Origin of the sequence: Azospirillum brasilense (genome assembly GCF_007827815.1) — a bacterium.
GTDB lineage: Bacteria > Pseudomonadota > Alphaproteobacteria > Azospirillales > Azospirillaceae > Azospirillum > Azospirillum brasilense_C.
Genome location: NZ_VITH01000011.1, coordinates 41788 through 64640, shown reverse-complemented (window position 1 = coordinate 64640; position 22853 = coordinate 41788). Strand labels below are relative to the sequence as shown.

Genomic DNA, 22853 nt, shown 5'->3' with positions numbered 1-22853 from the left:
GCTACGGTCGGCTACAATCGGCGGCGCGGCCTTGTTCGCGGCCGAACCGTGCTTTTAACGTGACTTGCGGTGGCTGTCCACAGAGTGCCCGCGACGGGCACCCGCGCGGCGACAGGCCGCGTGGACGGAGCGCCACACATTTGCATGATCGTCAGCGCGGACGGGCGGTGGAACTGGCCACCGCCCCGCCGCCAGTAAGGAGGCTCGACGGATGAGAAAGATCCTCGAACTCCTGATCCTGCTGTTGCGGGCGCTCAAGCTGCTGCTTGAGATCCTGAACCGCTAGGACCGGGCCGGCGGACGGGTGCTGGAACACCCGTCCGCCCAGCCTGAATGTAAGGTCTTTCCAGCCGCCCGGCAAGACGGCGAAAAGCCCCTCCCCGGCGGACCGGAGAGGGGCTTTCACACAGAGAAACCGGCTTGCCGCCCGGGATCACTCCGGCGTGGCGGCCTCGCCGTCGGCCTCCGGGGTGCCCATCATGGCGTCGGCGACGAGGCCGGCGTTGCCGCGGATTTTCGCCTCGATGGCGTCGGCCGTGGCCGGGTTGTTGCGCAGATAGTTCTTGGCGTTCTCGCGGCCCTGGCCGATGCGGGTGCCGTCGTAGCTGAACCACGCGCCCGACTTCTCCACCACGCCGGCCTGGATGCCGAGGTCGAGAAGCTCGCCCACCTTCGACACGCCCTCGCCGTACATGATGTCGAACTCGACCACGCGGAACGGCGGGGCCATCTTGTTCTTCACCACCTTCACGCGGGTCTGGTTGCCCACCACCGTCTCGCGGTCCTTGATCGCGCCGATGCGGCGGATGTCCAGACGGACGGAGGCGTAGAACTTCAGCGCGTTGCCGCCCGTCGTCGTCTCCGGGTTGCCGAACATCACGCCGATCTTCAGGCGGATCTGGTTGATGAAGATCACCAGGCAGTTCGACTTGGCGATGGAGCCGGTCAGCTTGCGCAGCGCCTGGCTCATCAGGCGGGCGTGCAGGCCGACGTGGCTGTCGCCCATCTCGCCTTCCAGCTCGGCGCGCGGCACCAGGGCGGCCACCGAGTCGACCACCAGCACGTCGACGGCGCCGGAGCGCACCAGCGTGTCGGCGATCTCCAGCGCCTGCTCACCGGCGTCGGGCTGGGAGATCAGCAACTCGTCCACGTTGACGCCCAGCTTGCGGGCATAGGACGGGTCCAGGGCGTGCTCCGCGTCCACGAAGGCGCAGGTGCCGCCGCCCTTCTGGGCCTGGGCGATGGCGTGCAGAGCCAGCGTCGTCTTGCCCGAGCTTTCCGGGCCGTAAATCTCGATGATGCGGCCGCGCGGCAGGCCGCCGATGCCCAGCGCGATGTCGAGGCCGAGAGAGCCGGTGGAAACGACCTCCGTCTCGACCGTGTTCTCGCGGGCGCCGAGCTTCATGATCGAGCCCTTGCCAAAGGCGCGCTCGATCTGCGCCAGAGCGGCATCCAGGGCCTTCTGCTTATCCATGGAATCCTTCTCGACCAAACGAAGCTGTGCGGACGACATGCCCGTCTCCCCTTGTTAGATCACATCCGCGGCCGCAGGGCCAACGATCTCACCAACGGTCATTCGGTGAGAGGGAATGTACCAGCTTTGTTCCCCCACGCAAAGCCCTAAGTTCCGCGAATGTTCTCATTGCAAGTTAGGAACGATCCGTCGCCATGCAACGGAATTCCAACTGCGGCGTTCAACAGGAGCTGTCCCTCCAACGACACTTCGAAAAGCCACGCATGACGACCGCCCACTCCACGCTCGACCGCATGATCGACCGCCTCACCACCCAGCGCGTCGCGCTCGGCTGGGCCGCCGGCTGGGTCGCGGGAACACCCGGTCTGGTGATGGAGATCGGTCTGGGGAAGGGCCGCACCTACGACCATCTGCGCAGCCTGTTCCCGCCGCGCGACATCCTGGTCTTCGACATGTGGGCGCGCGTTCCCGCGTCCCTGCGCCCGGACGAGGACCGGCTGTTCCTCGGCGATTTCCGGGACACGCTGCCCGCCGTGGCGGAGCGCTTCCGCGGCGGCGTGCGGCTGGCCCACGCCGACATCGGCAGCGCGCGGGAGGACGAGGAGGACGGCATACGCCGCTGGATCGGCGACCTGATCGAGCCGTTCCTGGCACCGGGCGCGCTCGTCCTGTCGGACCGCCCGATCGGCGCCGGTCGTCGCGGGTGGGAGGCTCTCGACGTGCCGGGAACGGACCGCTGGGCCTATCACGGCTGGCGGGTCGGGTAAGGCCCCGCCCTATTCCGCCAACCGCGTCACTTCCCGTCCCGGATGACCTCCTTCACCTTGGAGGCGAGCTGCTTGAGCGAGAAGGGCTTGGGCAGGAAGTGGGCGACCTCGACCCCGTCGATCTCGCCCAGCCGGTCCTCGGCGTAGCCGGAGATGAAGATCACCCGCATGTCGGGCCGCATCCGCCGGACATGGCGAGCCAGGGTCGGGCCGTCCATCTGCGGCATCACCACGTCGGTGATCAGCAGGTCGATGCGGCTGCCGTCCGTGCCGATCTGCTGCAACGCCGCCTCGCCGTTCTTGGCCTCCAGCACCTGATAGCCCTTGTTGCGCAGCGCGCGGGCTGAGAAGACGCGCACGGCGTCCTCGTCCTCGACCAGCATGATGGTGCCGGAGCCGGTCAGGTCGCTGCCGCGCCGCTCGCGCGGCTCGCCCTGGTCGGGACGGGCCTCGCCCTTGTGGCGGGGCAGCAGGATGGTGAAGGTCGTTCCCTCCCCCTTTTCCGATTCGACCAGCACGAATCCGCCGGTCTGGCGGACGATGCCGTAAACGGTGGACAGTCCCAGCCCGGTGCCCGACCCGACGCCCTTGGTGGTGAAAAAGGGCTCGAAGATGCGCTGGAGATTCTCCTTGGGGATGCCGCAGCCGGTGTCGATCACCTCGATGGACACATAGTCGCCGGCCGGAATGGTCTCGTGCTCGCGGCGCTGCGCCTGCTCCACCACATGGTTGGAGGTGACGATGGTCAACCGCCCGCCCCCGGCCATGGCGTCACGCGCGTTGACCACGAGGTTGATGATGACCTGCTCCAGCTGGTTCTGGTCGACCTTCACATAGCCGATGTCCCGGCCGTGGAGCATCTTCAGCTCGATGTTCTCGCCGATCAGCCGGCGCATCAGGTTGCCAAGCTCGGCCAGGACATCGGTCACGCTGAGGATGCGCGGCTGCAGCGTCTGCTGGCGCGAGAAGGCCAGAAGCTGGCGCACGAGGTTGGCGGCGCGGTTGGCGTTCTGCTTGATCTGCATGATGTCGCTGAAGGACTGGTCGCCCGGCTTGTGACGCAGCAGCAGCAGATCGCAGAAGCCGATCATCGCGGTCAGCAGGTTGTTGAAGTCGTGGGCGACGCCGCCGGCCAGCTGGCCGACCGCCTGCATCTTCTGCGACTGGGCGAACTGGGCCTCCAGCCCCTTGCGCTCGGTCATGTCGATGAAATGCAGGATCAACCCCGCCGCCCCTTCCGGCCCCACCCCGCCAAGCCGCCGCGCGTAGAGCTGGGCCACCAGCTCGCGCCCGCCGGTCAGCCGCACCTCCAGCGGGGCGGCGGGGTCGGCGCCGCCCTGCACGGCGGTCAGCCGCTCGGTCACCATGGCGCGCTCGGCCGGGACGATCAGGTCGGCCATGGCCCGGCCGAGGATGTTGCCGGCCTCGCTGCCGATCAGCGCCAGGAAGGCCTGGTTGCACTCGGCCAGCCGCCCGCCCTCGTCCACCAGCGCGATGCCGATGGGCGCGTCCTCGAAGAAGCGCTGGAAGCGCTGCTCGGACAGCCGCAGGGCCTCCTGCCACTCGCGCTCCGGCGTCAGGTCGCGCACGACGGAGCGGGTGTGCGAAATCCGCCCGTCCTCCCCCCTCACCACGCTCTGGGCGACATAGGCCTGAAAGCGACGGCCCTGGAGCCCGTCCATGGCAATCTCGCCACGCTGCTCCAGCCCGCCACCCTCCAGGAAGTCGTAGGGAGCGGAAACGGCGGGCGGATGGGCCAGAACGTCGTGAAGGCGGCGTCCGCCCTCGACCAGATCCTCCGGCGAGCAGCCCAGCCACTTCGCCAGGGTCGCGTTGACGAACTGGAAGTGCCCGTCCTGGTCCACCGAGAAGAAGCCGATCGGCGCGTGGTCCATGAAGTCGACGAGCTGGGTCTGCTCGCGCCGCGTCACCTGCTCCAGCTCGCGCCGCGCGGTGATGTCCTCGACGCGCCACATCACCGCCCCGGCGTGCCCGTCGATGGGCTGGCCCTGGATGCGGCGCCATTCGGCGGCGCGCCCCTGCTGGCGGACCGCCAGCTCGATGGAGCCGGAATAGCCGCCCTTGACCCGTTCGCACAGGCGGCGGAAGGCGTCGGCGCTGTCCGGATCGTCGGCGAACTGGCGTTCGAGCGCGCGCAACGGCGGCTCCCCCTCGCTCCACCCGGTCAGGGACCGGAAGGTGCTGTTGACGAAGACCACATGCCCGGCCCCGTCGCAGACGAGCTGGCCGGAGGGAAGCCCCTCCAGCGCGCTGCCCAGCAGGGAGCCGACGCGGGCCACCCGCCGCCGCGCGCGGACCATGCGGAGCGCCAGCGCCAGCGCCCCCGCCCCCGCGGTGGTCAGGCCGACCCAGGCCAGCGGGTCGCGGTCCAGAAGCACCCCGGCCCCCGCCGCGACCAGCCCGGCCAGAAGAAGGACCGCCAGAACCCCGGTGGCGACGGCGCCGCCGGGCCGTTCCCCCACCCCAGCACCACCATCGCTGCGATGGCCCGCGGGAGCGCTGTCGGCAAAGGAAGAGGTCGTGTCGTCCACCGGAACTCCAGGTCAGCCGTTCGCCGCAAGGAAAGGTCCGGGAACGGTCCTCAGTTCCGCACCGCGCGTCCTTTCAGCTTGAAGACATAGGTAATGACTTCCGCCACGGCGCGATAGTGCTCGGACGGAACCTCCTCGTCGATATCGCATGCGGCATAGAGCGCACGGGCGAGGGGCGGATTCTCCATCACCGGCACGCCGTTCTCCTCGGCGATCTCGCGGATCTTGAAGGCGACGGCGTCGGCGCCCTTCGCCACCACCATCGGAGCGCCCATGGTGGTGGAGTCGTATTTCAGCGCGACGGCGAAGTGGGTCGGGTTGGTCACCACCACGTCGGCGCTGGGCACCGCCGCCATCATGCGCTTGCGCGCCCGCTCGAAACGCAGCTGGCGGATGCGGCCCTTGACGTGCGGGTCGCCTTCGGCCTGCTTGTGCTCGTCCTTCACCTCCTGCTTGGTCATGCGCATCTTCTTGTCGAAGCTGTGGCGCTGCCAGAACAGGTCGGCCCCGGCGATCAGGGTCAGGATGGCCAGAACGCCGGCCAGCAGCCGGAAGGTCAGTCCGTCCATCTCACGCAGCAGCATCATCATGTCGATGCCGATGAAATGGCCGATGGTGAGCATCATCGGCTGGAGCGCGATGTAGGCGACGACGCCGACCACCGCGACCTTGGCCAGGCTCTTCAGCAGGTCAACGCCCTTCTGGGCGCTGAACAGGTTGGCGATGCCGGAGATCGGGTTCAGCTTGCTGAATTTCGGCGCGATCAACTCCCAGGAGACGTTGAAGCCCTTCTGCCCGATGGTGCCGATCACCCCGGCGAACAGAAGAAACAGGATGGGCAGCCACAGCGCCCACAGGATGTCCTTCATCACCCGCATCAGGACCGCGCCGACCCCGCCCTGGTCCATGGGGATCTGGTCCAGGTTCTCGAAGAAGAAGTTCAGGCGGGGCACCATGCCCTTCAGCGTTCCGGGCAGGATCGTGATCAGGATCACCAGCGCCGCGGCGATCATCAGCCAATTGCCGATTTCCTGCGTCATCGCGTACTGGCCCTGCTTGTGGGCCTCTTCAAGCTTCTTTTGCGTAGGGTCTTCTGTTTTGGATGATTCATCCGCGTCTTCGGACACCGGTTCTCTCCCCGCTCAGCCCGGTCTCAGGAAATCGACGAAGGCGGCCTCGAAGTGGGTCAGCCAGAACATCATCATCGCCGCCAGCGTCAGGGCGAACATGAACAGCCCCAGCGCGACCTGGAGCGAGGTGAACAGGAAGAACACCTGGATCTGCGGCGCCAGCTTGTTCAGCAGCCCCAGCGCCAGCGCGAACAGCATGCCCGAAATCAGGAACGGCGCCGCCATCTGCACGCCCAGCACGAAGGACTTGCCGACCAGCTGCCCGACCACGTTCGCCATGTCGTCGATGGGGATCGCCGCCCCCGGCGCGAAGGTCGAATAGCTGTCCACCACCGCCATGATCAGCAGATGGTGCAGGTTGGTGATGAAGATCAGCAGCAGCCCCAGCCACCCCAGGAGGGCGCCGGGCAGCGACCCCTGCGACGCCATGGCCGGGTTGAACATCTGGGCGTTCGACAGGCCGGACTGCAGCGCGATGATCGTCCCGGCCACCTCCAGGGCGCCCATCAGCAGGCGCGCGACGGTGCCCATGAAGATGCCGACGGTCACCTCCCCGGCGATCAGGACGAACAGGCGAAAGATGTTGTCGGGCATCGGCGGCATGCGGTCGCCCAGCACCGGCGCCACCAGAACGCTGACCGCGACGGAAAAGAGAAGGCGCGTGCGGGCGGAGACGAAGGCGTCGCCGATGGTCGGCATGATGCTGAAGGCCGTCCCGACGCGCGCGAACACCAGCAACCAGAGGAAGATCTGGTCGCCCAGAAACTGCTGGAGCAGGTTCATCCGCCGCCGCCGGGCAGGTTTCCGGCGTTGGGGACGCTGTTGGCGCCGGTGCCGATGGCGACGATGCGGTCGGCGACCTCATGCTCGAAGAAGGAGCGCAGTTCACCCAGCATGAAGGGCATCAGCAGGATCGACAGGCCGAAGACCAGCAGGACCTTTGGCACCATGGCCAGAGTCTGCTCGCTGATCTGGGTGACCGCCTGGAACACCGAGATCACCGTGCCGACGACCATCATGGCGACCAGCACCGGCGCCACCACGAACACCAGCGTGACGATGGAGGTCCGGCAGATCTCGATGACGTCGGTTTCGCTCATGATGCTTCGCTCAGGGCACGTGTGCTCAGGGTCCGTCGGCCGCCGTCAGATCGGCATGCGCAGGATTTCCTGATAGGCCGTCAGCACCTTGTCGCGCACGGCGGTGACGGTCTGCAGCGTCACCTCGGCGTTGGTGACGGCCTGGACCACGTCGGTCAGGTCGGCCTGCCCGACGGCGGCCTTGGCGGTCATCGTCTCGCCCTGCTTCAGGTCGCCGATGACCTCCTTGGCGGTCTGCTCCAGCACGTCGCCGAAGCTGACGCCGTTGCGCGGGGCCATGCCCGGCCCGGTCGTGGAGGCGGCGGTGTTCGCGTAGGCCGCGGCGGCGTTGATCGGGTTGACCATGGGACGGGCGTCCTTCCTTCAAAAAAGCGTCGCGGCGTCAGGCGCGGAGGATGTCGATGGTGCGGGTCAGCATCTGGCGGGCGCTGTCCACCGCCGACAGGTTGGCCTCGTAAGAGCGCTGCGCCTCGCGCATGTCCATCGCCTCGACCACCGAGTTGACGTTGGGCAGCAGCACGTAGCCGTCGGCGTCCGCGGACGGATGCGAGGGGTCGTAGCGCCGCTCGAAGTCCTTCTTGTCGACGTCGATCTTGGCGACGCGGACGAGATCGATCCCCATCTGGCGGTCCAGGGCGTTCTGGAACATCACGACCTTGCGCCGGTAGGGCAGATCGCCCGGCGTTTCCGCCGTCGTGTTGGCGTTGGCCAGATTTTCCGCGATGGTCTTCAGGCGCGTGCCCTGCGCCTTCATGCCGGACGCGGACACCGCCATCGACGTGTAGAGATCCATGTTCCGCCTCCTTCTGCCCGACCCCCGCCGTTCCTTAACCGCCGCTGCGGATGGAGGAGCGGATCAGGTTGACCTGCTTCTTGTAGAGGTTCGTGATCGTCTGGAAGTCCATGCCGGTCTGGCCCTGCTTCAGCATCTGCTCTTCCAGGACCACGGTGTTGCCGTCCGGCGACGTCTCGTAGGGGTTGCGCTGGCGCTGCTCCTGGTTCAGCCCGCCCGCGCCGCGCGTCCCCTGGAGATGCGAGGCGTTGGTCGCGCTGGGCTGGAGGCGGCGGCTGTCGGACAGGGCGTCGCGGAAGGTGAAGGGCTTCAGGTCCCGGCCCTTGTAATCCGGCGTGTCGGCGTTCGCGATGTTCGCCGCGATCACGTTCTGGCGTTCGGTCAGCCAGCCCATCTTGCGCGACATCAGCTTGAAGAGGCCGAGGTTTTCGAGATTCATCGCCGGGTTCCGGTCTGAGGGCCTGCCGCCCGGGCGCGCAAAGGCGCGCACCAGGGCGGGCGGGATGCATCACAGCATTCCGATCTTCCGCCGTTTCAGTTAATCAAAGATGAATCCCACCCATCACGCCGGCCACGGGCACCGCATTGCCCTCCGCTGTCACGCTTGAGCTTCATGCTTCGTTAAGCATGTTCCGCCAGGATACGCCCATCGATACAGGCCATCCGGCAGGAGCCCCTTGTCCGAGCCGACTCCGAACCACCGCCCCCTCCCCAACCGGCCCGTCGCGGTCGCGTTGAAGTATGAGCTGGGCGACCAGTCCCTGCCCCGCGTGGTCGCCACCGGCAAGGGCCATGTGGCCGAGCAGATCCTGGAACTGGCCTTCGCCAACGGCGTGAAGGTGCGCGAGGACGCCGACCTCGTGCAGATCCTGTCGGCGGTGGACATCGACTCGGAAATCCCCATCGAGGCCATCGCCGCCGTGGCCGAGATCCTCGCCTACGTCTACCGCGCCAACGGCACGCTGCCGCCCTCGGCCGAACCGGCCGCCGGAGAGGTCCCATGACCGGCACCGCCACCCTCCTCCATGACATCCAGGCGCTGGCCGCCGCGCTCGAGGACACCCGCGACCAGATGGAGGCCGGGCTGGCCGCGGACCTCACCGGGCTCGACACCCGCGTCGCCGCCCTGTGCGCCGAGGCGCAGTCGGCCCGCGGCGACGCCGAACTGGCCGCCGCCCTGGAGCGCCTGCTGCCGACCCTGGACGCCGTCGCGTCCGCGCTGACCCGCCAGAGGGAGACGCTGGCCGCCGCGACCGAGGGACGCCACGACCCCCACACCGCGCGCCAGCGCGCCAGCGCCGCCTATGGCCGCGGCACCACCGCCGCGCCCGGCGACCTTCCGCCCGACCCGCCGGCCACGCCGTCCCGACAGAGCTGACCTGATCCATGGGCCTCGACCAGTACATCCAATTCGTTCTCGCCCTCGCCTTCGTCATCGCGCTGATCGTGCTGGTGGCCTGGGTGATGCGCCGCATCGGCTTCGGCGGCATGACCGCCACGTCCGGGCGCCAGCGCCGGCTGGGCGTGGTCGAGGTGCTGCCGCTCGACGGCAAGCGCCGGCTGGTGCTGGTCCGCCGCGACGACCGCGAGCATCTGCTGCTGCTGAGCGCCTTCGGCGACCAGGTGGTCGACCAGACGCCGCGCGGCGGCTTCCAGGGCGCGCTGGCCGAGGCTTCCGCCCCGCCGCCGGCCCCGCCCCGCCCGACGGGCCCCGCTCCCCTGCCGTCGGCGGGAGACCGGTCATGACGACCGGCACCGGCGCGACGAGGCGGCTGGCGGTCGCCGGTCTGCTGGCGCTGGCGGTCGGCATCGCCGGCGCGCTGGCCGCCGGGCCGGCGCTGGCGCAGAGCATGACCTTCGACCTGGGCGACGCCGGGGGATCGACCACCGGACGCATCGTCCAGATGGTCGCGCTGATCACCGTGCTGTCGCTGGCGCCGTCGATCCTGATCATGATGACGGCCTTCACGCGCATTGTGATCGTCCTGTCCTTCCTGCGCTCGGCGCTGGGCATCCAGCAGGTGCCGCCGAACACGGTGCTGATGTCGCTGGCGGTCTTCCTGACCTTCTTCGTGATGGCCCCGGTGTTCGAGCGGTCCTACAACCAGGGCATCCAGCCGCTGATCAACCAGGACATCGACGAGACGGAGGCGTTCCGCCGCACGGTCGCCCCGCTGCGCGAGTTCATGCTGAAGCACACCAGCGAGAAGGACCTGCGCCTGTTCATGGACATGGCGCGCATCGAGAACGTGACCGACGCCGAGCAGACCCCGCTGCACGTCCTGGTCCCCGCCTTCATGATCTCGGAGATCAAGCGGGCCTTCGAGATCGGCTTCCTGCTGTTCCTGCCCTTCCTGATCATCGACATGGTGGTGTCGTCCATCCTGATGTCGATGGGCATGATGATGCTGCCGCCGACCATGGTGGCGATCCCGTTCAAGATCATCTTCTTCGTGCTGGTCGATGGCTGGTACCTGATCGCCGGGTCGCTGGCCCGCAGCTTCGGCACGCTGTAGGGGCCGGAGTTCGGATTGCCGATGGCCCAGATCGTCGCAGGTGAAACGGCCTGCGGACGGGCGCATCGGCTTGCGCTAGTATCGGATCCGGGAAGAGCGTAAGAGGATCGGCCTGCGCGAGCGCACCGACCGCCGCCGTACCCGCAGCTTGTGGCTTTCTCGTCCCCCGCTCGGACTCCCAACGGACCTCCTCGACGTCCCACATGTCAGACACCACCCTGAAAGCCGCGGCACCCGACAAGGGCAGGCTGGCCGCGCTCACCCTCGGTGCGCTTGGCGTCGTTTACGGCGACATCGGCACCAGCCCGCTCTACACGCTGCGCGAATGCTTCTCGCCGGAGCATGGACTCGCCCTGACGCCGCAGAACATCCTCGGCATCATGTCCATGGTCTTCTGGGCGTTGGTGCTCGTGGTCACGGTGAAATACGTGCTGTTCGTCATGCGCGCCGACAACAAGGGCGAAGGCGGCATCCTGGCCCTGCTGGCGCTGGCGACCAACAGCCGGCCCGATTCCACCGGGCGGCTGTCCGGCCTGATGGCGATGGGGCTGTTCGGCGCCGCCCTGTTCTATGGCGACGGCATGATCACCCCGGCCATTTCCGTCCTCTCCGCGGTGGAGGGGCTGGAGGTGGCGCAGCCGGCGCTGGAGCGGGTCGTGGTGCCGGTGACCGTCGGCATCCTGATCGCCCTGTTCGGAATCCAGAGCCACGGCACCGAGAAGGTCGGCCGGCTGTTCGGTCCGATCATGGTCGCGTGGTTCGCCACGCTGGGCCTGCTCGGACTGATCGAGCTGGTCAAGGAGCCCCAGGTCCTGGCCGCGCTCGACCCGCGCCACGCCGTCCGTTTCTTCGCCTCGAACGGCTGGATCGGCTTCCTGGTGCTGGGCGCCGTCGTTCTGGCGGTCACCGGGGGCGAGGCGCTCTACGCCGACATGGGCCATTTCGGCCGCCGCCCCATCAAGGTGGCGTGGCTGGCCGTGGTGCTGCCCGCGCTGCTGCTGAACTACCTCGGCCAGTGCGCCCTGCTGCTGAGCGACCCCACGGCGGTGCGCAGCCCCTTCTACCTGCTGGTGCCGGAATGGGGCCTCTACCCGATGATCCTGCTGTCGACCTGCGCGGCGGTGATCGCCAGCCAGGCGGTGATCTCCGGCGTCTTCTCGCTGACCCGGCAGGCGGTGCAGCTCGGCCTGTGCCCGCGGCTGGACATCCGCCACACCTCGCAGGAGGAAGGCGGGCAGATCTACATCCCGCGCGCCAACTGGGGCCTGCTGTTCGCGGTGATCGGGCTGGTCCTGTGGTTCGAGTCCTCCAGCCGGCTGGCGACCGCCTACGGCATCGCGGTGACCGGCGACATGGTCATCACCACCATCCTGGCGCTGGTCGTGGCGCACCGCCGCTGGGGCTGGAGCCTGCCGGCCTGTCTGGCGCTGGGCGCGCTGTTCCTCAGCGTCGATCTGGCGCTGTTCCTCGCCAACGCGGTGAAGATCCCGCACGGCGGCTGGGTGCCGCTGGTCATCGCCGCGGTGACTCTGGGCCTGATGTCCACCTGGCGCCGCGGCCGCGCCGTGCTGAACCGCCGGCTGGCCGAGGATTCCCTGCCGCTGGACGGCTTCGTCAAGCGACACGCCAAGTCCTCCGACATCCAGCGGGTGAAGGGCACGGCGATCTTCCTGACCTCCAGCGCCGACACGGTGCCGATCGCCCTGCTGCACAACCTGAAGCACAATCAGGTGATGCACGAGCGCATCGTCTTCCTGACCGTGATGGTCGAGGACGTGCCCCGCGTTCCGGCCAAGGAGCGCGTCGTCCTGGAGGGGCTGGCCGACGGCTTCTACCGCCTGACGGTGCGCTACGGCTTCTCGCAGGAACCGAACATCCCCAAGGCGCTGCGGCTGTGCAAGGCGTTCGGGCTGGAGTTCGACGTGATGACGACCTCCTTCTTCCTCGGCCGCGAGACGCTGATCCCCCGCATCAACCCGCAGATGGCCCAATGGCGGGAGAAGCTGTTCGTCGTGATGTCGCGCACCGCGGTCAGCGCCACCGACTTCTTCAAGATCCCGCCGAACCGCGTGGTCGAACTGGGCACCCAGGTCCAGCTCTGAAAGGTCCAGCTCTGACACCCGCCGTCGTATTCATGGAAAAAGCCCCTTCCCAACGGAAGGGGCTTTTTCGTGATTGGGAGAAGGTCAGGCTGCGGGCTTGCGCGGTGGATTGACCGGCGCCATCAGCGCCGAAAAACGCTGATCCATGGACTGCAGCCACATCAGCATGATGGACATCTGCCCCTTCAACTCGCGGATGTCGCCCTGAGTGGCATGCTGCATATCGATGAGCTGATCGAGCTTCGACAGGATTTCCGATTCGCGATCCATCACCGAATCCCCTGGGACGCATGCATTGCGATGCAAAACCCTACCACAACCTCCCGCGCCGGTCGAATCCGGAGAGGGACCTAGTTGATCGCCGCGCTCTGCTTGCCGCGGTAGTTCTTCAGGAACTTCTGGAACACGTCCACCTCGGCGACGCGGGAGCGGACGGTGTTGACGTCGATCAGGCCGAGCGCCTGCTCCGGCCGGGTCAGCACGCGGAAGGCGTCGGCGTCGGGACCGTTGGTCATCGCCGAGCCGAATTCCTTGCGCAGCAGGTTCAGGTTCGTGCCGTCACCCGCCAGGGCCAGCGCCACCGCGCGATTCAGGACGAGCTGCGAGGTCGCCGGGTTGATCGGCTGGGTCGGCGGCGGCGGCGCACCGATCAGCTTGTTCAGCGCGAAGGCCGCGGCCTCCCATTTCTGGGCACGCCACGCGATGTCCACCCGCAGCGAGTTGGCCGGCTTGCTGTCGTCCTCGGCCAGCAGCAGCAGCGCCTCGTCGCCGCGGCCCAGTTCGGCCAGCGCCTTGGCCTGCATCAGGCGGCGCTCGCCCACCAGATCCGCCGGCAGGTTCGGAACGTTGGACAGCTCCAGCGCGCGCAACGCGTCCTCCGGCTTGTTGTCGAGCAGGCGGACGGAGGCGAGCCGGGTGCCGACGCGCGCCTTGTCCTCGCCCGACAGGCGGTACTCCACCTGATGCTGCAGCAAGTCGGCGGCGCGGTTCAGCAGGTCCACCGAGATCAGCCGTTCGGCGAGCTGCCGGATGACCTCGTCGCCCGCCTCGCCCACCGGAGTCAGCTCGCGGAACTGGTCGTAGAGCTGAAGCGCCTCGATGGTCGGCAGCTTCTGCGCCCCGTCCTTGTAGAGGTCGGCGAAGATGCGCGACATCTCGCGGGTGATCTCCTCGGCCCGCGGCGTGTCGGCGACCAGGGCGGCGGTCTCCTTCATGGCGTTGAAGCCGTCGGCGTATTGGCCGGCGGCGATCAGCACCTCGCCCATGCGCTGGCGGATCTGCATCTCCAGCTCGTCGCCGCGCCACGTGAAGGTCAACCCGGCCAGCCGCTCCGCCGCGGCGGGCGGCGACATGCGGCCCTCCGCCAGTTGCAGGTTCACCAGCGCCAGCCCGGCCTTGGCCCGGTAATAACGGTCGAGGCTGTTGTAGGAGGCGGTCAGTTGCTCCAGCGCCCGCTCCGGCTCGTTGGTCTGGGCGTAGTAGAGGCCGCGGAGATACTGGACGTCGGGCCGCTCCTCGGCGTCCGTGCCGCCGCGCTCGACGATGCGGTCGAGCAGCCGCTTGGCGAACGGCGCGTCGCCGGTCTTCAGCGCCGCCTCGGCGGCGCGGGTCGCCAGCTTGGTCAGGATCGGGTCGGGGTAGGAGTTGAGGATCGGCGCCGCCGCCTTGAAGCCGGCCTGGGCCGCCGGCCAGTCGTTGCGGTCCGCCGCGATGGCGGCGCGCCACAGCGCAGCCTCGCCGTTGTTGGCGAGGTTCGGATGGGCGAAATCCTCCGCCGCGGCGTCGGTGTTGCCCGCCAGGAAGCGCGCGGCGCCGCGCAGGGCGCGGAATTCCGGCCAGCCTTCCAGATCGGGCTGGGCCTCCTGAAGGACGTCCATCATGCCGATGGCCTCCTGCCCGAAACCGTTCGCCAGATAGAAGCGGGCGAGGTCGAGCTGGGCGCGGGGCCGTTCGGAATCCGGCGCGTTGACGATGTTGAGCTGAAGATTCTGCCGCGCCTCGGTGTAATGGTCGAGGTCGCCCTTCTTCCAGGCCGGCAGGTCGAACAGGCGGCGCCCGGAGGGCACCGGCTTCGGATCGGTCGGCGGAGTCAGTGTGTTCGAAGCGCCGCCGGGCGACGGTCGCGGCGGCAGCGACGCCGTCTGCGCGGGCGCCGCCGGGCGGCTTCCGGCGTCGGCCATCGGCGACAGGTGCAGGCCCCCCGCCGCGGTGACCTCCACCCCTTCCTTGACCGGACGCACGGTGATGGCGTCGGCGATGGGCCGCACGACGACGCCCTGGTAGCTGGGCAACAGTTCCAGGTCGGCGTAGCGGTGCGATTCAGGGATGGCGTTGCCGGGAACCGGCAGCGGCACGACCTGGAGGCGGTCGCCGACGTCGGGATCGGACAGCGTCACCACGGTCGCTGCGTCCGCGGCGCGCACCAGCAGGCGGGCGCCCAGCAGGAAATCCGGCTCCGGGTCGATCTTCAGCTCGAAGGGCGGCGTGCCGGTCAGGCGGCTGGTCGGCGTGATCTTCCAGCTCGTCCCCTGCCGTTCGATCTTCGGCCAGACCAGCGGGCCGATCCGGGTGCGGAAGGCGCTGCCCCCGGTGGCCGGCACCGGCTCGATCGCACCGACCGTCCCGGCGCCGGTCCCCACGGCCTTGCCCGCGCCGATGGGCAGGGGCTTGTCGAACACGATGTAGAGATGGCCGGCGCGCGGGTAGACGGCGATGGACGCCGGGCCGCCCGCGTCGAACACCAGGGTCGGCCCCTGCGGCTCGGCTTTCGCCGGATCGGGTTTCGCGGTTTCGGGTTTGGCCGCTTCGGGCTTGGTGGCTTCGGCCTTGGCGGGCGCGGGAGCCGCCGCGACCTCCTTCGGCGGGGAGGCCGTCGCCGGTCTGGCGGCGGGAGGAGTGGCGGCCGGGGGTGTCGCCGTCGCGGGCGGCGGGGCCGCGGCGGTGGCCGAGGGTGGACGCACCGTGGTCGTGGTGGCGCCGGACGGCGGGGCCGCGTTCGCCGTGTCGGCCGTCGGCAGACCGGCGCGCGTGCCCGGATTCTGCACGTCGATCACCACGGAGCGGCCGGATTTGCTGTCCTTGATCTCGGCGTCCTGCGGCACCGCGAAGGTCACCGCCAGCGCGCCGTTGGCTTGCCGGAACTGCTCCACATTCTGGATGTTGCGCAGGGCCGTCTTGCCAACCGGCGCCAGGTCGGCGGTGCCGTTGCGGTCGAACAGCAGCGTGGCCGAGGCGCCGTCGCGGCGCAGCGTGTAGTTGGCGCCCTCCGGCCAGGTGAAGGACAGGCGGCTCTGATCCGGCGTGTCGGCCGCGCTGACCGTCACCCGCCCCGCGGAGCGCGCCGGGGCGGCGGCGGGCGGCGGCTCGGTCTTGGCCGCTGCAGCCGGAGCCTGGGTTTGGGCCGGGGCCGGGACTGGCGCTTGGGTTTGGGCTTGGGCTTGGGCCGGCGCCTCAGCGGCCGGGGTCAGGTCGAGCGCCACGGCATTGCCGTTGCGGAAACTCTTCAGCGTCACCGGCCGCTTCAGGTCGAAGGTCACCGTCTTGCCGTCGCCGCCGATCCTCACCCCGGACAGATAGCCGGGCAAGGCCGCCACGGTGCGGTCCAGCGCGGCGTTGATCGGCTCGTCGAAGCGGACGACCAGCGTGTTGCCCTCCACCGACGCGCTGTAGCCGGTCTGCCGCGGCCAGTCGAAGACCATGCGCCCGAAGGTCTTGTGGGTGGCGGCGCGCACCGGCACATCGACCGCCCAGGCGGCCGGCGGGACGGCGACCTGGGCGGCGAGCACAGCCGTGGCGGCCACGAAGCCGCTCAGCCAGCGCCGGTGTGCCCCGCCCCGCCCCATCCTTCTCACTCCTCCACGTCCGCATCGGCGGCGGCCGGTCCGGACACCGGCGGCCCCGCCGTCTCCTCGCGCACCACCACATCGACCCGCGCCCCGCCGGGCACCGGATCGATGCCGGGGGCTTCGCTCATCAGGCTGCGCGCCACGAGGTCGCGCTTGTAGCCCGTCTCGCGCAGCAGCGCCGCAACGGCGACCGCGCGCGTCAGGGCGCGTTCCCAGGCCAGCCCCGCGGACTGGTCCTCGCGCTCGGCGTGGCCGACGACCTCGATCCGGTTGCCGATCCGGCCCACCGCCGCGCCCAGCAGATACAGCACCCGCCGTCCCTGGTCGGTGAAGCTGCCGCCGGTCGGGTCGAACATCACATGGGCCGGCAGGCCGATCACCACGCGGTCGTCCTCCCGCCGCACCTCCACCGCCGCCAGATCCTCGTTGGCCGCGGTCTGGGTACGAAGCAGGGCGCTGAGATAATCCAGATTGATCGCCGAATATGACTCCACCGTGGCGGCGTTGAAGGCGGCCTTCGGCTCGGGCGGCGTCGCGGAGGGGGTGACCGCGGTGGACCGGGCCGACGACAGCGACTTGACCAGTCCGGTCCAGCGCTGCGCCTCCGGCTCGCTCATCGAATACATCAGCACGAAGAAGGCGAGCAGCAGCGACATCAGGTCGGTGAAGCTGATCAGCCAGATCGTCCGGTTGTGGCCGCCGCTCTTGTCCTCGGCCTTGGGCAGCTTGGGAAGGCGGATCATCGGCGCCCTCCCCCCGGAAGGTCGTCCATGGCGCGCAGGCTGAACAGCAGGCGGACGGCGCCCGGCGCGCCGCGCTCGATGCCCACCGTGACCGCGTCCGACGGCGCCCCGTCGGCGATCAGCAACCGGGCCAGCGCGCCCGCCCGCACCACCGGGCCGGGCGGCTGGCTGGGACCGCCCGCGCCACCGATGGACAGCAGCGCGTCCAGTTCGATCCGCTCGCCCGGACGGTTTTGCAGAAGCGCGTCGGCCACCCGGTCGATCAGACCGATGCGGTCCGGGCGCAGATCGGCCGTGCCGGGCAGGAACAGCTCGTCGGCGGGCAGGCGCACCTCCAGCAGGCGGCCCGGCGTGACGCTGTCCACCTTCGCCACGGCGATGGCGGTGGCGAACAGGTTGCCCAGCCCGTCCAGCCGCTGCACGGCGAAGACGGTGCCGGCGCGGGAGGCCAGCGGGTCGGCCGGCTCGCGCAGGCGGGGGTCGATGTAGAAGGCGGGAAAGCTGCGCTCCAGCGACACCAGGACCGTGCGCACCCGCTGGGCGGTCTGCACGGACTGGGCGTTCAGCACGATGAAGAAGACGAGCAGCAGCAGGAACAGCGACAGCAGAAGCACGATGCTTCCGTTGTTCGGGTTCGGCCGGCTGCCCGACAGGTCCGGCTTCCTGTGGCCGGGCGCAGCCATGGGATTAATCGAAGCTCGCCAGCAGGCGGTCGATCTCGTCCTGGTCCATGGCGGCGCTGGTCATCTGCGGCCCGTGCAGCAGCCCGGCCTCCGGGTCGTCCGCCGGGCGGTCGGTGGCGAAGTTCGGCGCCGCGTCGGTGTGGACGTCAGCCGCGGCGACCACCGGGGCGGGACGGGTGTGGTTCTGCCGCACCTCGTCGCCGAAGGCCGCGACGATCATGTCGACCTTCGATTCGATGTGCTTGAGCGTGCGCACGACCTTGGAGATGCGCTGGCCGGTGATGTCCTGGAAGTTGCAGGCCTCGAAGATCTTGGTCACCTGCTCGGTCAGCTTGGCGGAATTCTCCGGGTCGATCTGGCCGGAGATGCCGGTGATGACGTCGCAGGCGTCGAAGATGGCGAAGGTGGCCTGTTCCGTGGCGCCGACGACGGCGTCCAGTTCATCGGTGGCGTTGGGGATGTGCTGGTCGCGGATTTCCGCGGGCTGCAGCGCCGCCAGCTCCTGCTTGGCGCTCTCGATGAAGCGGGCGAGGTCGACCACCTCCTTGTAGAGGCGCAGGTCGGTGGCGGAGATGTCGCCGTCCATGCTGCCGAGGATGGAGCGGACGATGTCCGTCACCTCCTCGCGCGACAACGGCTGGGCCGCCTCGGCGTGGGCGGCGTCGAGCTGCTGGCGCAGGAGCTTCTGGTCGGCGAGCGAGGTGGAAACGGGCGGGGCCATGTGCGATCCGATGTGAGCGTTCCGTGGTCTTGTCCGGCCTGCGTGCGATCGGGTGCGTCGGCCGGCCCGGACGCGGGCGCCCGAAGCGGGTCCGACCCAACCTCGCGCCCTCGCACGGCCGCCGCCGACTCGGAGCCTCGTCAGCCTTTCCAACCCTAGTTTCGCTCGGTTAACACGCCGTTAAGCGCCTGAAACGTTGCAACGCAAAGACGGGACGGAATCACACGGCCGGAAGGAAAGCGGAAGCGTTGTTCTGCGCCCGCCCGCCTTCAACCAGCGCTCGCCATTGCCGAACTTTAAAGAGAGCTGCGGCAATTTGTTTCAATTCGAGTCCGCAAACGGACAAAGGGCCGCCCGTGGGGGCGGCCCTTCTTCACCGTGGCGCACACCAACTGTTGGGTTGGGTCACGTTGGCGGTGAATCCGTCAGGGATGACGGGGTTCCGGCGATCAGCTCCCGCTGCTTCGCCCGCCGCCATGGCTGTGTTCGCCGCCCTTGCGGCCCGCTTCCGATGCACGCTCCGGGTCGTTCTTGAAGTTGCCGCCGGACGCCTGACCACCCTTGTGGCCGGCCTCGGAGGCACGCTCCGGGTCGTTCTTGAAGTTGCCGCCGGACGCTTGGCCACCCTTGTGGCCGGCTTCGGAGGCGCGCTCCGGGTCGTTCTTGAAGTTGCCGCCGGAAACCTGACCGCCCTTGTGGCCGGCTTCCGCCGCACGCTCCGGATCGTTCTTGAAGTTGCCGCCGGAGTGCTGACCGCCCGAGCTACGGCCCTGGTTCTGGTCGTTCATCTTGTCTCCTTCCTTTTGCTGTTGGGCAAACTTGCGCTGCCCGAACACACCGGAGCCAACATGAACCGAAGCCGACCGTCGCGGGCCGTCTACCATCCTGACAGTACGTGTACTTATATTCAGTAGGTGCGGCTCCGGCGACGGGTATGACCAACCGCTCGGTCATACCCGCCTCACCGGAACCGCAATCAAAGGGCGTATTCAGTTCTTCGGTGCCGCGGGCACGCCACGCCGTTCGATGAGCGCCGAGGTCAGCTCCTTGGCCTTCAGGGGGTCCATCGCGGCCAGGATCGGCGCCGTCTTGGTTTCCTTCATCTTCTCCACCACCCCCAGAAGGACGGGCATGTCCAGCTCTTCGAAGATGCGGGCGGCCTCCTTGGGCTTCATCGTCTCGTAGATCTTCACGAGGCTTTCGAGTTGGGCCGCCTGCTTCTCGTCGCCCTGCCGCATCAGCTTCTGGATGTCGGCGCGGACCTTGTCCATCTCCTGCACCTTCTGATCGATGCGCTTCTCGGCGGCGGTCAGCAGGGCTTCGCGCTGCTCCAGTTCCTTGGTGCGGCGTTCGATCTCGGCGCGGCGCTCGGCGAAATGCTGGAGAAGCTCCTCGTTCTTCACCGGGCCAAGGGCGGCGTTGTCCGGCGGCGTCGGGTTGGGCGGCGCGCCGTTGCTCGACCCGCCCTGGGCCGGGGCCGGTTCGGGCGAGGGTTTGGCGCCGTTGGCGGCAAGCTGCATCGGCGGGGCCGGAAGGCCGCTCTGCCCCTGGGCCAGGGTCGCCGGGAATTCCGGCAGGCGGGCGTCGCGCGTGGTGATCCGCCACAGGTCGCCGACGCGCACCCCGAGCATCAGGACGGCGACGAAGATGGTCAGCGGCAGGATGCGGAACCGCCATGCCTTCATCTTCTCGCGCATCCGCTCCGACAGCGGACGGCGCGGGACGGCGGGCTTGCGCTTGGCCTTGGCCTTCACCTTGGCCTTCGGCTTCGCCTTGGCGGCGGCTTGGGCCGCCATTTGGGCCGCGGCCTGCGCGGCGCCGGGAGCCGACGGCTGGCCGGCCACACTCTGGCTGGTGCGGACGCCGGTCGGGGTGGCCCCGGCCGGGCGGATCACGACCTTGGGCTCCCCGCCGGCAGCGGCGGTCGCGCCCTTCGTGGTGGTGGCGTCGCTCATCCGACCCCCTTGCCGGCGTTCTCGATGGCTTGCAGAAGTTCACGTTCGGCGCGGGACAGACTCTCGCCCTCGCGCACGATGGGATCGGACACCGGGGCCGGACGCCGCGACAGGGCATCGACCCGCAGCGGATCGACCCGCAATGGATCGGCGCGCAGCGGCTCGTTCCGGAACGCGGCGGAACGCAGCGGCGGCAGGTCGTCGTGATCGTCGTGGCCGTCGTCGTGGAGATCGTGGCCATCGTCGTGGAGATCGTGGTCGTCGTGATCATGGTCGTCGTGACCGTGATCGTCCTCGACGATCGGGCGCGGGGCGACGGCCGGGCGGGAGGCCACGGGCGGACGGGCGGACAGGCCGGGGCGCGCCGCCGGACGCGCTGCGGGGCCCGGCTTCGGGCGCTCCCCGCCGACGTTGCCCAGCCGGTTGGCCATGGCGTCGGCCGCCTCGATCATGAATTCCAGCTCGTCGCGCAGGGTCTGCGCCTTGGCGACCGTGCGCTGCAGGTCGTCGCCGGTGTCGTGGGCCGTCTTCTTCAGCCCGCGCACGCCGGTTTCGGCGCGCGACATGGCCTCGTTCAGGCCGCGCACCAGCTCGGCCATCTCGCCGCGGCTCTCGCGCAGCTTGATGATCTGCCGGTTCAAAATGATCGCGTAGGCGATGGTCGCGGCGAGCAGCCCCACCATCACCAGATCGAGGACGAGCGTGAGGGTCGGGCTCATAGCCGCATGACCTCCTGCTTGGGCAGCTCCCGCTCGATCCGCACGGCGATGTGCCCGCCCTTGCGGCCCATGCGGCCTTGGAACATGGAAACGTCGCCGCAGCGCAGCTCGATGGTGCCGTCCGGCGTGGCGTTCAGAAGGATTCGGGTGCCGACGCGCCAGTTCAGCACGTCGTGCAGGGTCATCGTCACCTCGTCCAGCACCGCGGAGATGTCCACGTCGGTGACCAGCAGTTCCGAGGCGAGGTGGGTTTCCCAGATTGAGTCGCGGCCGAACTTCTCACCCATGAACATCTGGAGCAGAAGCTCGCGCACCGGCTCCAGCGTCGCGTAGGGGATCATCAGCTCCAGGCGGCCGCCGCGATCCTCCATGTCGATGCGCAGCTTGACCAGCACCGCCGCGTTGGCCGGGCGCGCGATGGTCGCGAAGCGCGGGTTGGTCTCCAGCCGGTCGAAGCGGAAGGTGACGGGCGACAGCGGGTCGAAGGCGGCGGACAGGTCGGACAGCACCACATGGACCATGCGCTCCACGAGGTTGCGCTCGATGGTCGTGTAGGGGCGGCCCTCGATGCGCATCGCCGCGGTGCCGCGCCGCCCGCCCAGCAGCACGTCGACGATGGAGTAGATCAGCGCCGAGTCCACGACCATCAGGCCGTAGTTGTCCCACTCCTCCGCCTTGAAGACGGAGAGCATGGCCGGCAGCGGGATCGAGTTCAGGTAGTCGCCGAAGCGCACCGAGGAGATCTGGTCGAGGCTGACCTCGACGTTGTCGGAGGTGAAGTTGCGCAAGCTGGTGGACATCATGCGGACGAGGCGGTCGAAGACCACCTCCAGCATGGGCAGGCGTTCGTAGTTGACCAGCGCCGAATTGACCAGCGCCATGATGCCGGAATTGTCGCCGTCCCCGGCCCCGCCCTGGTCGAAGCCGAGCAGGCTGTCGATCTCGTCCTGGTTCAGGACGCGGGTCGAACCGCCGCCGCCCATGTCCGCCATGTCGCCCATGTCGCCGCCGTCTTCGGCGAGGGCGGCCCATTCGGCGGCAAGGCGTTCTTCTTCGCTCAGTTCCTCGGTGTTGCTCATGGCCCGTTTCCGCCGCCCCTACTGGACCAGCATTTCCTTGAACAGAACGTCCTTGACCTTCACCGGATGGGCGGAGGCGGTGATCCGCATCAGCAGCTCCTGGCGCAGGCGGTACATGCCGGCCGACCCCTTCAGATCCTCCAGCCGCAGTTCGCGCAGATAGACCTGGAAGTTGTCGATGATGCGCGGCAGCACATGCTCGATCGCCGGTATGTCCTCGCCCTTCGCGAGCTGGATCGAGATCTTGATCTTCAGGAAGGCCGGACGCTTGCCGCTGCTGTTCAGGTTCACCAGCATGTCCGGCAGGTCGTAGAAGACCGGGGCCGCGTGCGGATCGGGCTGCGCCGGTTCCGCCGGCACCTCCGCGTGCTCCTCCTTCTTGCCGAGGAGCGAATCGAGCAGGCCGCTGAAATACACGCCCGCCCCGGCGCCGATCAGCAGCACCAACGGCAGGATGACGAAGAGGACCAGTTTCTTGCCGCTGAATTTCTTGCGCGGCAGGCCATCGGTCGGGACGTCGTCTTCAGCGTGCGCGGTCATGGAATCCTAAGCGCGAGCGGTGGCGGAGCGTGGCCTTACCAGCCCAGCAACCCTATCTTTCGGATAGTTAACAAAGCCTTTCAGACAGGGTCCGGGGCTGTGACAGACACGCAACCAAAGGCCGCGGCACGGTT

24 protein-coding genes are annotated in these 22853 nt (G+C 68.7%); 6 read left to right on the top strand and 18 right to left on the bottom strand.

Annotation, left to right across the window (positions count from 1 at the left end):
* Positions 1–433 precede the first annotated feature (433 nt).
* On the bottom strand, positions 434–1513 hold the full coding sequence (gene recA, locus FBZ83_RS21780; RefSeq protein ID WP_014240962.1) for a recombinase RecA: 1080 nt from the start codon (positions 1511–1513) through the stop codon (positions 434–436).
* Between the two features lie 224 nt (positions 1514–1737).
* Here recA and FBZ83_RS21775 point away from each other — a divergent pair, with 224 nt between their 5' ends.
* Positions 1738–2241, top strand: coding sequence for a class I SAM-dependent methyltransferase (locus FBZ83_RS21775; RefSeq protein ID WP_145688659.1), 504 nt, complete (start codon positions 1738–1740; stop codon positions 2239–2241).
* A 26-nt stretch (positions 2242–2267) separates the two neighbouring features.
* Here the strand turns inward: FBZ83_RS21775 and FBZ83_RS21770 are convergent, their stop codons facing one another.
* The 7 genes from FBZ83_RS21770 to flgB are packed head-to-tail and all read right to left on the bottom strand — an operon-like array spanning position 2268 to position 8255.
* Complete coding sequence (locus tag FBZ83_RS21770; protein ID WP_145688657.1) at positions 2268–4793, bottom strand: hybrid sensor histidine kinase/response regulator; 2526 nt, start codon at positions 4791–4793, stop codon at positions 2268–2270.
* Positions 4794–4843: 50 nt separating this feature from the next.
* Positions 4844–5920 carry a flagellar biosynthesis protein FlhB gene (flhB, locus tag FBZ83_RS21765; RefSeq protein ID WP_145688649.1) on the bottom strand — a complete coding sequence of 359 codons (1077 nt, stop codon included), beginning with the start codon at positions 5918–5920 and terminating at the stop codon, positions 4844–4846.
* Positions 5921–5935: 15 nt separating this feature from the next.
* Positions 5936–6706: a flagellar biosynthetic protein FliR gene (gene fliR, locus FBZ83_RS21760; RefSeq protein WP_145688641.1), complete on the bottom strand. Its 771-nt coding sequence runs from the start codon at positions 6704–6706 to the stop codon at positions 5936–5938.
* Positions 6703–7023 (bottom strand): flagellar biosynthetic protein FliQ, encoded by a 321-nt coding sequence (locus FBZ83_RS21755; RefSeq protein ID WP_109070594.1) that lies wholly within the window; start codon positions 7021–7023, stop codon positions 6703–6705. Before FBZ83_RS21755 ends, fliR begins: the two co-directional genes overlap by 4 nt.
* Positions 7024–7068: 45 nt before the next feature.
* Complete coding sequence (gene fliE / locus FBZ83_RS21750; RefSeq protein WP_145678409.1) at positions 7069–7368, bottom strand: flagellar hook-basal body complex protein FliE; 300 nt, start codon at positions 7366–7368, stop codon at positions 7069–7071.
* A 37-nt stretch (positions 7369–7405) separates the two neighbouring features.
* Positions 7406–7816, bottom strand: a complete 411-nt coding sequence (flgC, locus tag FBZ83_RS21745) for a flagellar basal body rod protein FlgC (RefSeq protein ID WP_145688639.1) — start codon at positions 7814–7816, stop codon at positions 7406–7408.
* Between the two features lie 34 nt (positions 7817–7850).
* Positions 7851–8255: a flagellar basal body rod protein FlgB gene (flgB, locus tag FBZ83_RS21740; RefSeq protein ID WP_145678408.1), complete on the bottom strand. Its 405-nt coding sequence runs from the start codon at positions 8253–8255 to the stop codon at positions 7851–7853.
* A gap of 238 nt (positions 8256–8493) precedes the next feature.
* On the opposite strand from flgB, the gene FBZ83_RS21735 reads away from it, so the two are divergent.
* The 5 genes from FBZ83_RS21735 to FBZ83_RS21715 all read left to right on the top strand — a co-directional run bounded on the left by FBZ83_RS21735 (position 8494) and on the right by FBZ83_RS21715 (position 12434).
* On the top strand, positions 8494–8820 hold the full coding sequence (locus tag FBZ83_RS21735; protein ID WP_145688637.1) for an EscU/YscU/HrcU family type III secretion system export apparatus switch protein: 327 nt from the start codon (positions 8494–8496) through the stop codon (positions 8818–8820).
* The gene (locus FBZ83_RS21730; protein ID WP_145688635.1) at positions 8817–9194 is read left to right on the top strand and encodes a hypothetical protein; all 378 of its coding nucleotides are present in this window, start codon (positions 8817–8819) and stop codon (positions 9192–9194) included. Before FBZ83_RS21735 ends, FBZ83_RS21730 begins: the two co-directional genes overlap by 4 nt.
* An 8-nt stretch (positions 9195–9202) precedes the next feature.
* Entirely contained in the window at positions 9203–9562 is a 360-nt protein-coding gene (locus FBZ83_RS21725; protein ID WP_145688633.1) for a FliO/MopB family protein, read from the top strand.
* Entirely contained in the window at positions 9559–10332 is a 774-nt protein-coding gene (fliP, locus tag FBZ83_RS21720; RefSeq protein WP_186466157.1) for a flagellar type III secretion system pore protein FliP, read from the top strand. The genes FBZ83_RS21725 and fliP overlap by 4 nt, the downstream gene beginning before the upstream one ends.
* A gap of 203 nt (positions 10333–10535) precedes the next feature.
* Positions 10536–12434 carry a potassium transporter Kup gene (locus FBZ83_RS21715; RefSeq protein ID WP_145688624.1) on the top strand — a complete coding sequence of 633 codons (1899 nt, stop codon included), beginning with the start codon at positions 10536–10538 and terminating at the stop codon, positions 12432–12434.
* 84 nt (positions 12435–12518) lie between these two features.
* Here FBZ83_RS21715 and FBZ83_RS21710 read toward each other — a convergent pair whose 3' ends face one another.
* From FBZ83_RS21710 to FBZ83_RS21665, 10 genes are all read right to left on the bottom strand, one after another.
* Positions 12519–12704: a hypothetical protein gene (locus FBZ83_RS21710; protein ID WP_145688619.1), complete on the bottom strand. Its 186-nt coding sequence runs from the start codon at positions 12702–12704 to the stop codon at positions 12519–12521.
* Between the two features lie 80 nt (positions 12705–12784).
* Positions 12785–16276: a tetratricopeptide repeat protein gene (locus FBZ83_RS21705; RefSeq protein ID WP_145688616.1), complete on the bottom strand. Its 3492-nt coding sequence runs from the start codon at positions 16274–16276 to the stop codon at positions 12785–12787.
* A 5-nt stretch (positions 16277–16281) separates the two neighbouring features.
* On the bottom strand, positions 16282–17022 hold the full coding sequence (locus FBZ83_RS21700; RefSeq protein ID WP_145678402.1) for a flagellar motor protein MotB: 741 nt from the start codon (positions 17020–17022) through the stop codon (positions 16282–16284).
* On the bottom strand, positions 17019–17705 hold the full coding sequence (locus FBZ83_RS21695; protein ID WP_247888424.1) for a hypothetical protein: 687 nt from the start codon (positions 17703–17705) through the stop codon (positions 17019–17021). Before FBZ83_RS21695 ends, FBZ83_RS21700 begins: the two co-directional genes overlap by 4 nt.
* 4 nt (positions 17706–17709) lie before the next feature.
* Positions 17710–18426 (bottom strand): protein phosphatase CheZ, encoded by a 717-nt coding sequence (locus tag FBZ83_RS21690; RefSeq protein ID WP_145688609.1) that lies wholly within the window; start codon positions 18424–18426, stop codon positions 17710–17712.
* A gap of 449 nt (positions 18427–18875) precedes the next feature.
* Positions 18876–19214, bottom strand: a complete 339-nt coding sequence (locus tag FBZ83_RS32490) for a general stress protein (RefSeq protein WP_137114835.1) — start codon at positions 19212–19214, stop codon at positions 18876–18878.
* Positions 19215–19415: 201 nt separating this feature from the next.
* Positions 19416–20381, bottom strand: coding sequence for a MotE family protein (locus tag FBZ83_RS21680; protein WP_145688602.1), 966 nt, complete (start codon positions 20379–20381; stop codon positions 19416–19418).
* Positions 20378–21100: a DUF6468 domain-containing protein gene (locus FBZ83_RS21675; protein WP_145678398.1), complete on the bottom strand. Its 723-nt coding sequence runs from the start codon at positions 21098–21100 to the stop codon at positions 20378–20380. Before FBZ83_RS21675 ends, FBZ83_RS21680 begins: the two co-directional genes overlap by 4 nt.
* Positions 21097–22179: a flagellar motor switch protein FliM gene (gene fliM, locus FBZ83_RS21670; RefSeq protein WP_035674995.1), complete on the bottom strand. Its 1083-nt coding sequence runs from the start codon at positions 22177–22179 to the stop codon at positions 21097–21099. The genes FBZ83_RS21675 and fliM overlap by 4 nt, the downstream gene beginning before the upstream one ends.
* Before the next feature lie 18 nt (positions 22180–22197).
* Positions 22198–22719 (bottom strand): flagellar basal body-associated FliL family protein, encoded by a 522-nt coding sequence (locus FBZ83_RS21665; RefSeq protein WP_035674997.1) that lies wholly within the window; start codon positions 22717–22719, stop codon positions 22198–22200.
* Positions 22720–22853: the final 134 nt, after the last annotated feature.

What these genes read in the sequence shown, in the direction of transcription:
- recA (WP_014240962.1), bottom strand. Translation starts at nt 1,513, where the DNA reads ATGTCGTCCGCACAGCTTCGTTTGGTCGAGAAGGATTCCATGGATAAG.
- FBZ83_RS21775 (WP_145688659.1), top strand. Translation starts at nt 1,738, where the DNA reads ATGACGACCGCCCACTCCACGCTCGACCGCATGATCGACCGCCTCACC.
- fliR (WP_145688641.1), bottom strand. Translation starts at nt 6,706, where the DNA reads ATGAACCTGCTCCAGCAGTTTCTGGGCGACCAGATCTTCCTCTGGTTG.
- FBZ83_RS21755 (WP_109070594.1), bottom strand. Translation starts at nt 7,023, where the DNA reads ATGAGCGAAACCGACGTCATCGAGATCTGCCGGACCTCCATCGTCACG.
- fliE (WP_145678409.1), bottom strand. Translation starts at nt 7,368, where the DNA reads ATGGTCAACCCGATCAACGCCGCCGCGGCCTACGCGAACACCGCCGCC.
- flgC (WP_145688639.1), bottom strand. Translation starts at nt 7,816, where the DNA reads ATGGATCTCTACACGTCGATGGCGGTGTCCGCGTCCGGCATGAAGGCG.
- flgB (WP_145678408.1), bottom strand. Translation starts at nt 8,255, where the DNA reads ATGAATCTCGAAAACCTCGGCCTCTTCAAGCTGATGTCGCGCAAGATG.
- FBZ83_RS21730 (WP_145688635.1), top strand. Translation starts at nt 8,817, where the DNA reads ATGACCGGCACCGCCACCCTCCTCCATGACATCCAGGCGCTGGCCGCC.
- FBZ83_RS21725 (WP_145688633.1), top strand. Translation starts at nt 9,203, where the DNA reads ATGGGCCTCGACCAGTACATCCAATTCGTTCTCGCCCTCGCCTTCGTC.
- fliP (WP_186466157.1), top strand. Translation starts at nt 9,559, where the DNA reads ATGACGACCGGCACCGGCGCGACGAGGCGGCTGGCGGTCGCCGGTCTG.
- FBZ83_RS21715 (WP_145688624.1), top strand. Translation starts at nt 10,536, where the DNA reads ATGTCAGACACCACCCTGAAAGCCGCGGCACCCGACAAGGGCAGGCTG.
- FBZ83_RS21710 (WP_145688619.1), bottom strand. Translation starts at nt 12,704, where the DNA reads ATGGATCGCGAATCGGAAATCCTGTCGAAGCTCGATCAGCTCATCGAT.
- FBZ83_RS21705 (WP_145688616.1), bottom strand. Translation starts at nt 16,276, where the DNA reads ATGGGGCGGGGCGGGGCACACCGGCGCTGGCTGAGCGGCTTCGTGGCC.
- FBZ83_RS21700 (WP_145678402.1), bottom strand. Translation starts at nt 17,022, where the DNA reads ATGATCCGCCTTCCCAAGCTGCCCAAGGCCGAGGACAAGAGCGGCGGC.
- FBZ83_RS21695 (WP_247888424.1), bottom strand. Translation starts at nt 17,705, where the DNA reads ATGGCTGCGCCCGGCCACAGGAAGCCGGACCTGTCGGGCAGCCGGCCG.
- FBZ83_RS21690 (WP_145688609.1), bottom strand. Translation starts at nt 18,426, where the DNA reads ATGGCCCCGCCCGTTTCCACCTCGCTCGCCGACCAGAAGCTCCTGCGC.
- FBZ83_RS32490 (WP_137114835.1), bottom strand. Translation starts at nt 19,214, where the DNA reads ATGAACGACCAGAACCAGGGCCGTAGCTCGGGCGGTCAGCACTCCGGC.
- FBZ83_RS21680 (WP_145688602.1), bottom strand. Translation starts at nt 20,381, where the DNA reads ATGAGCGACGCCACCACCACGAAGGGCGCGACCGCCGCTGCCGGCGGG.
- FBZ83_RS21675 (WP_145678398.1), bottom strand. Translation starts at nt 21,100, where the DNA reads ATGAGCCCGACCCTCACGCTCGTCCTCGATCTGGTGATGGTGGGGCTG.
- fliM (WP_035674995.1), bottom strand. Translation starts at nt 22,179, where the DNA reads ATGAGCAACACCGAGGAACTGAGCGAAGAAGAACGCCTTGCCGCCGAA.
- FBZ83_RS21665 (WP_035674997.1), bottom strand. Translation starts at nt 22,719, where the DNA reads ATGACCGCGCACGCTGAAGACGACGTCCCGACCGATGGCCTGCCGCGC.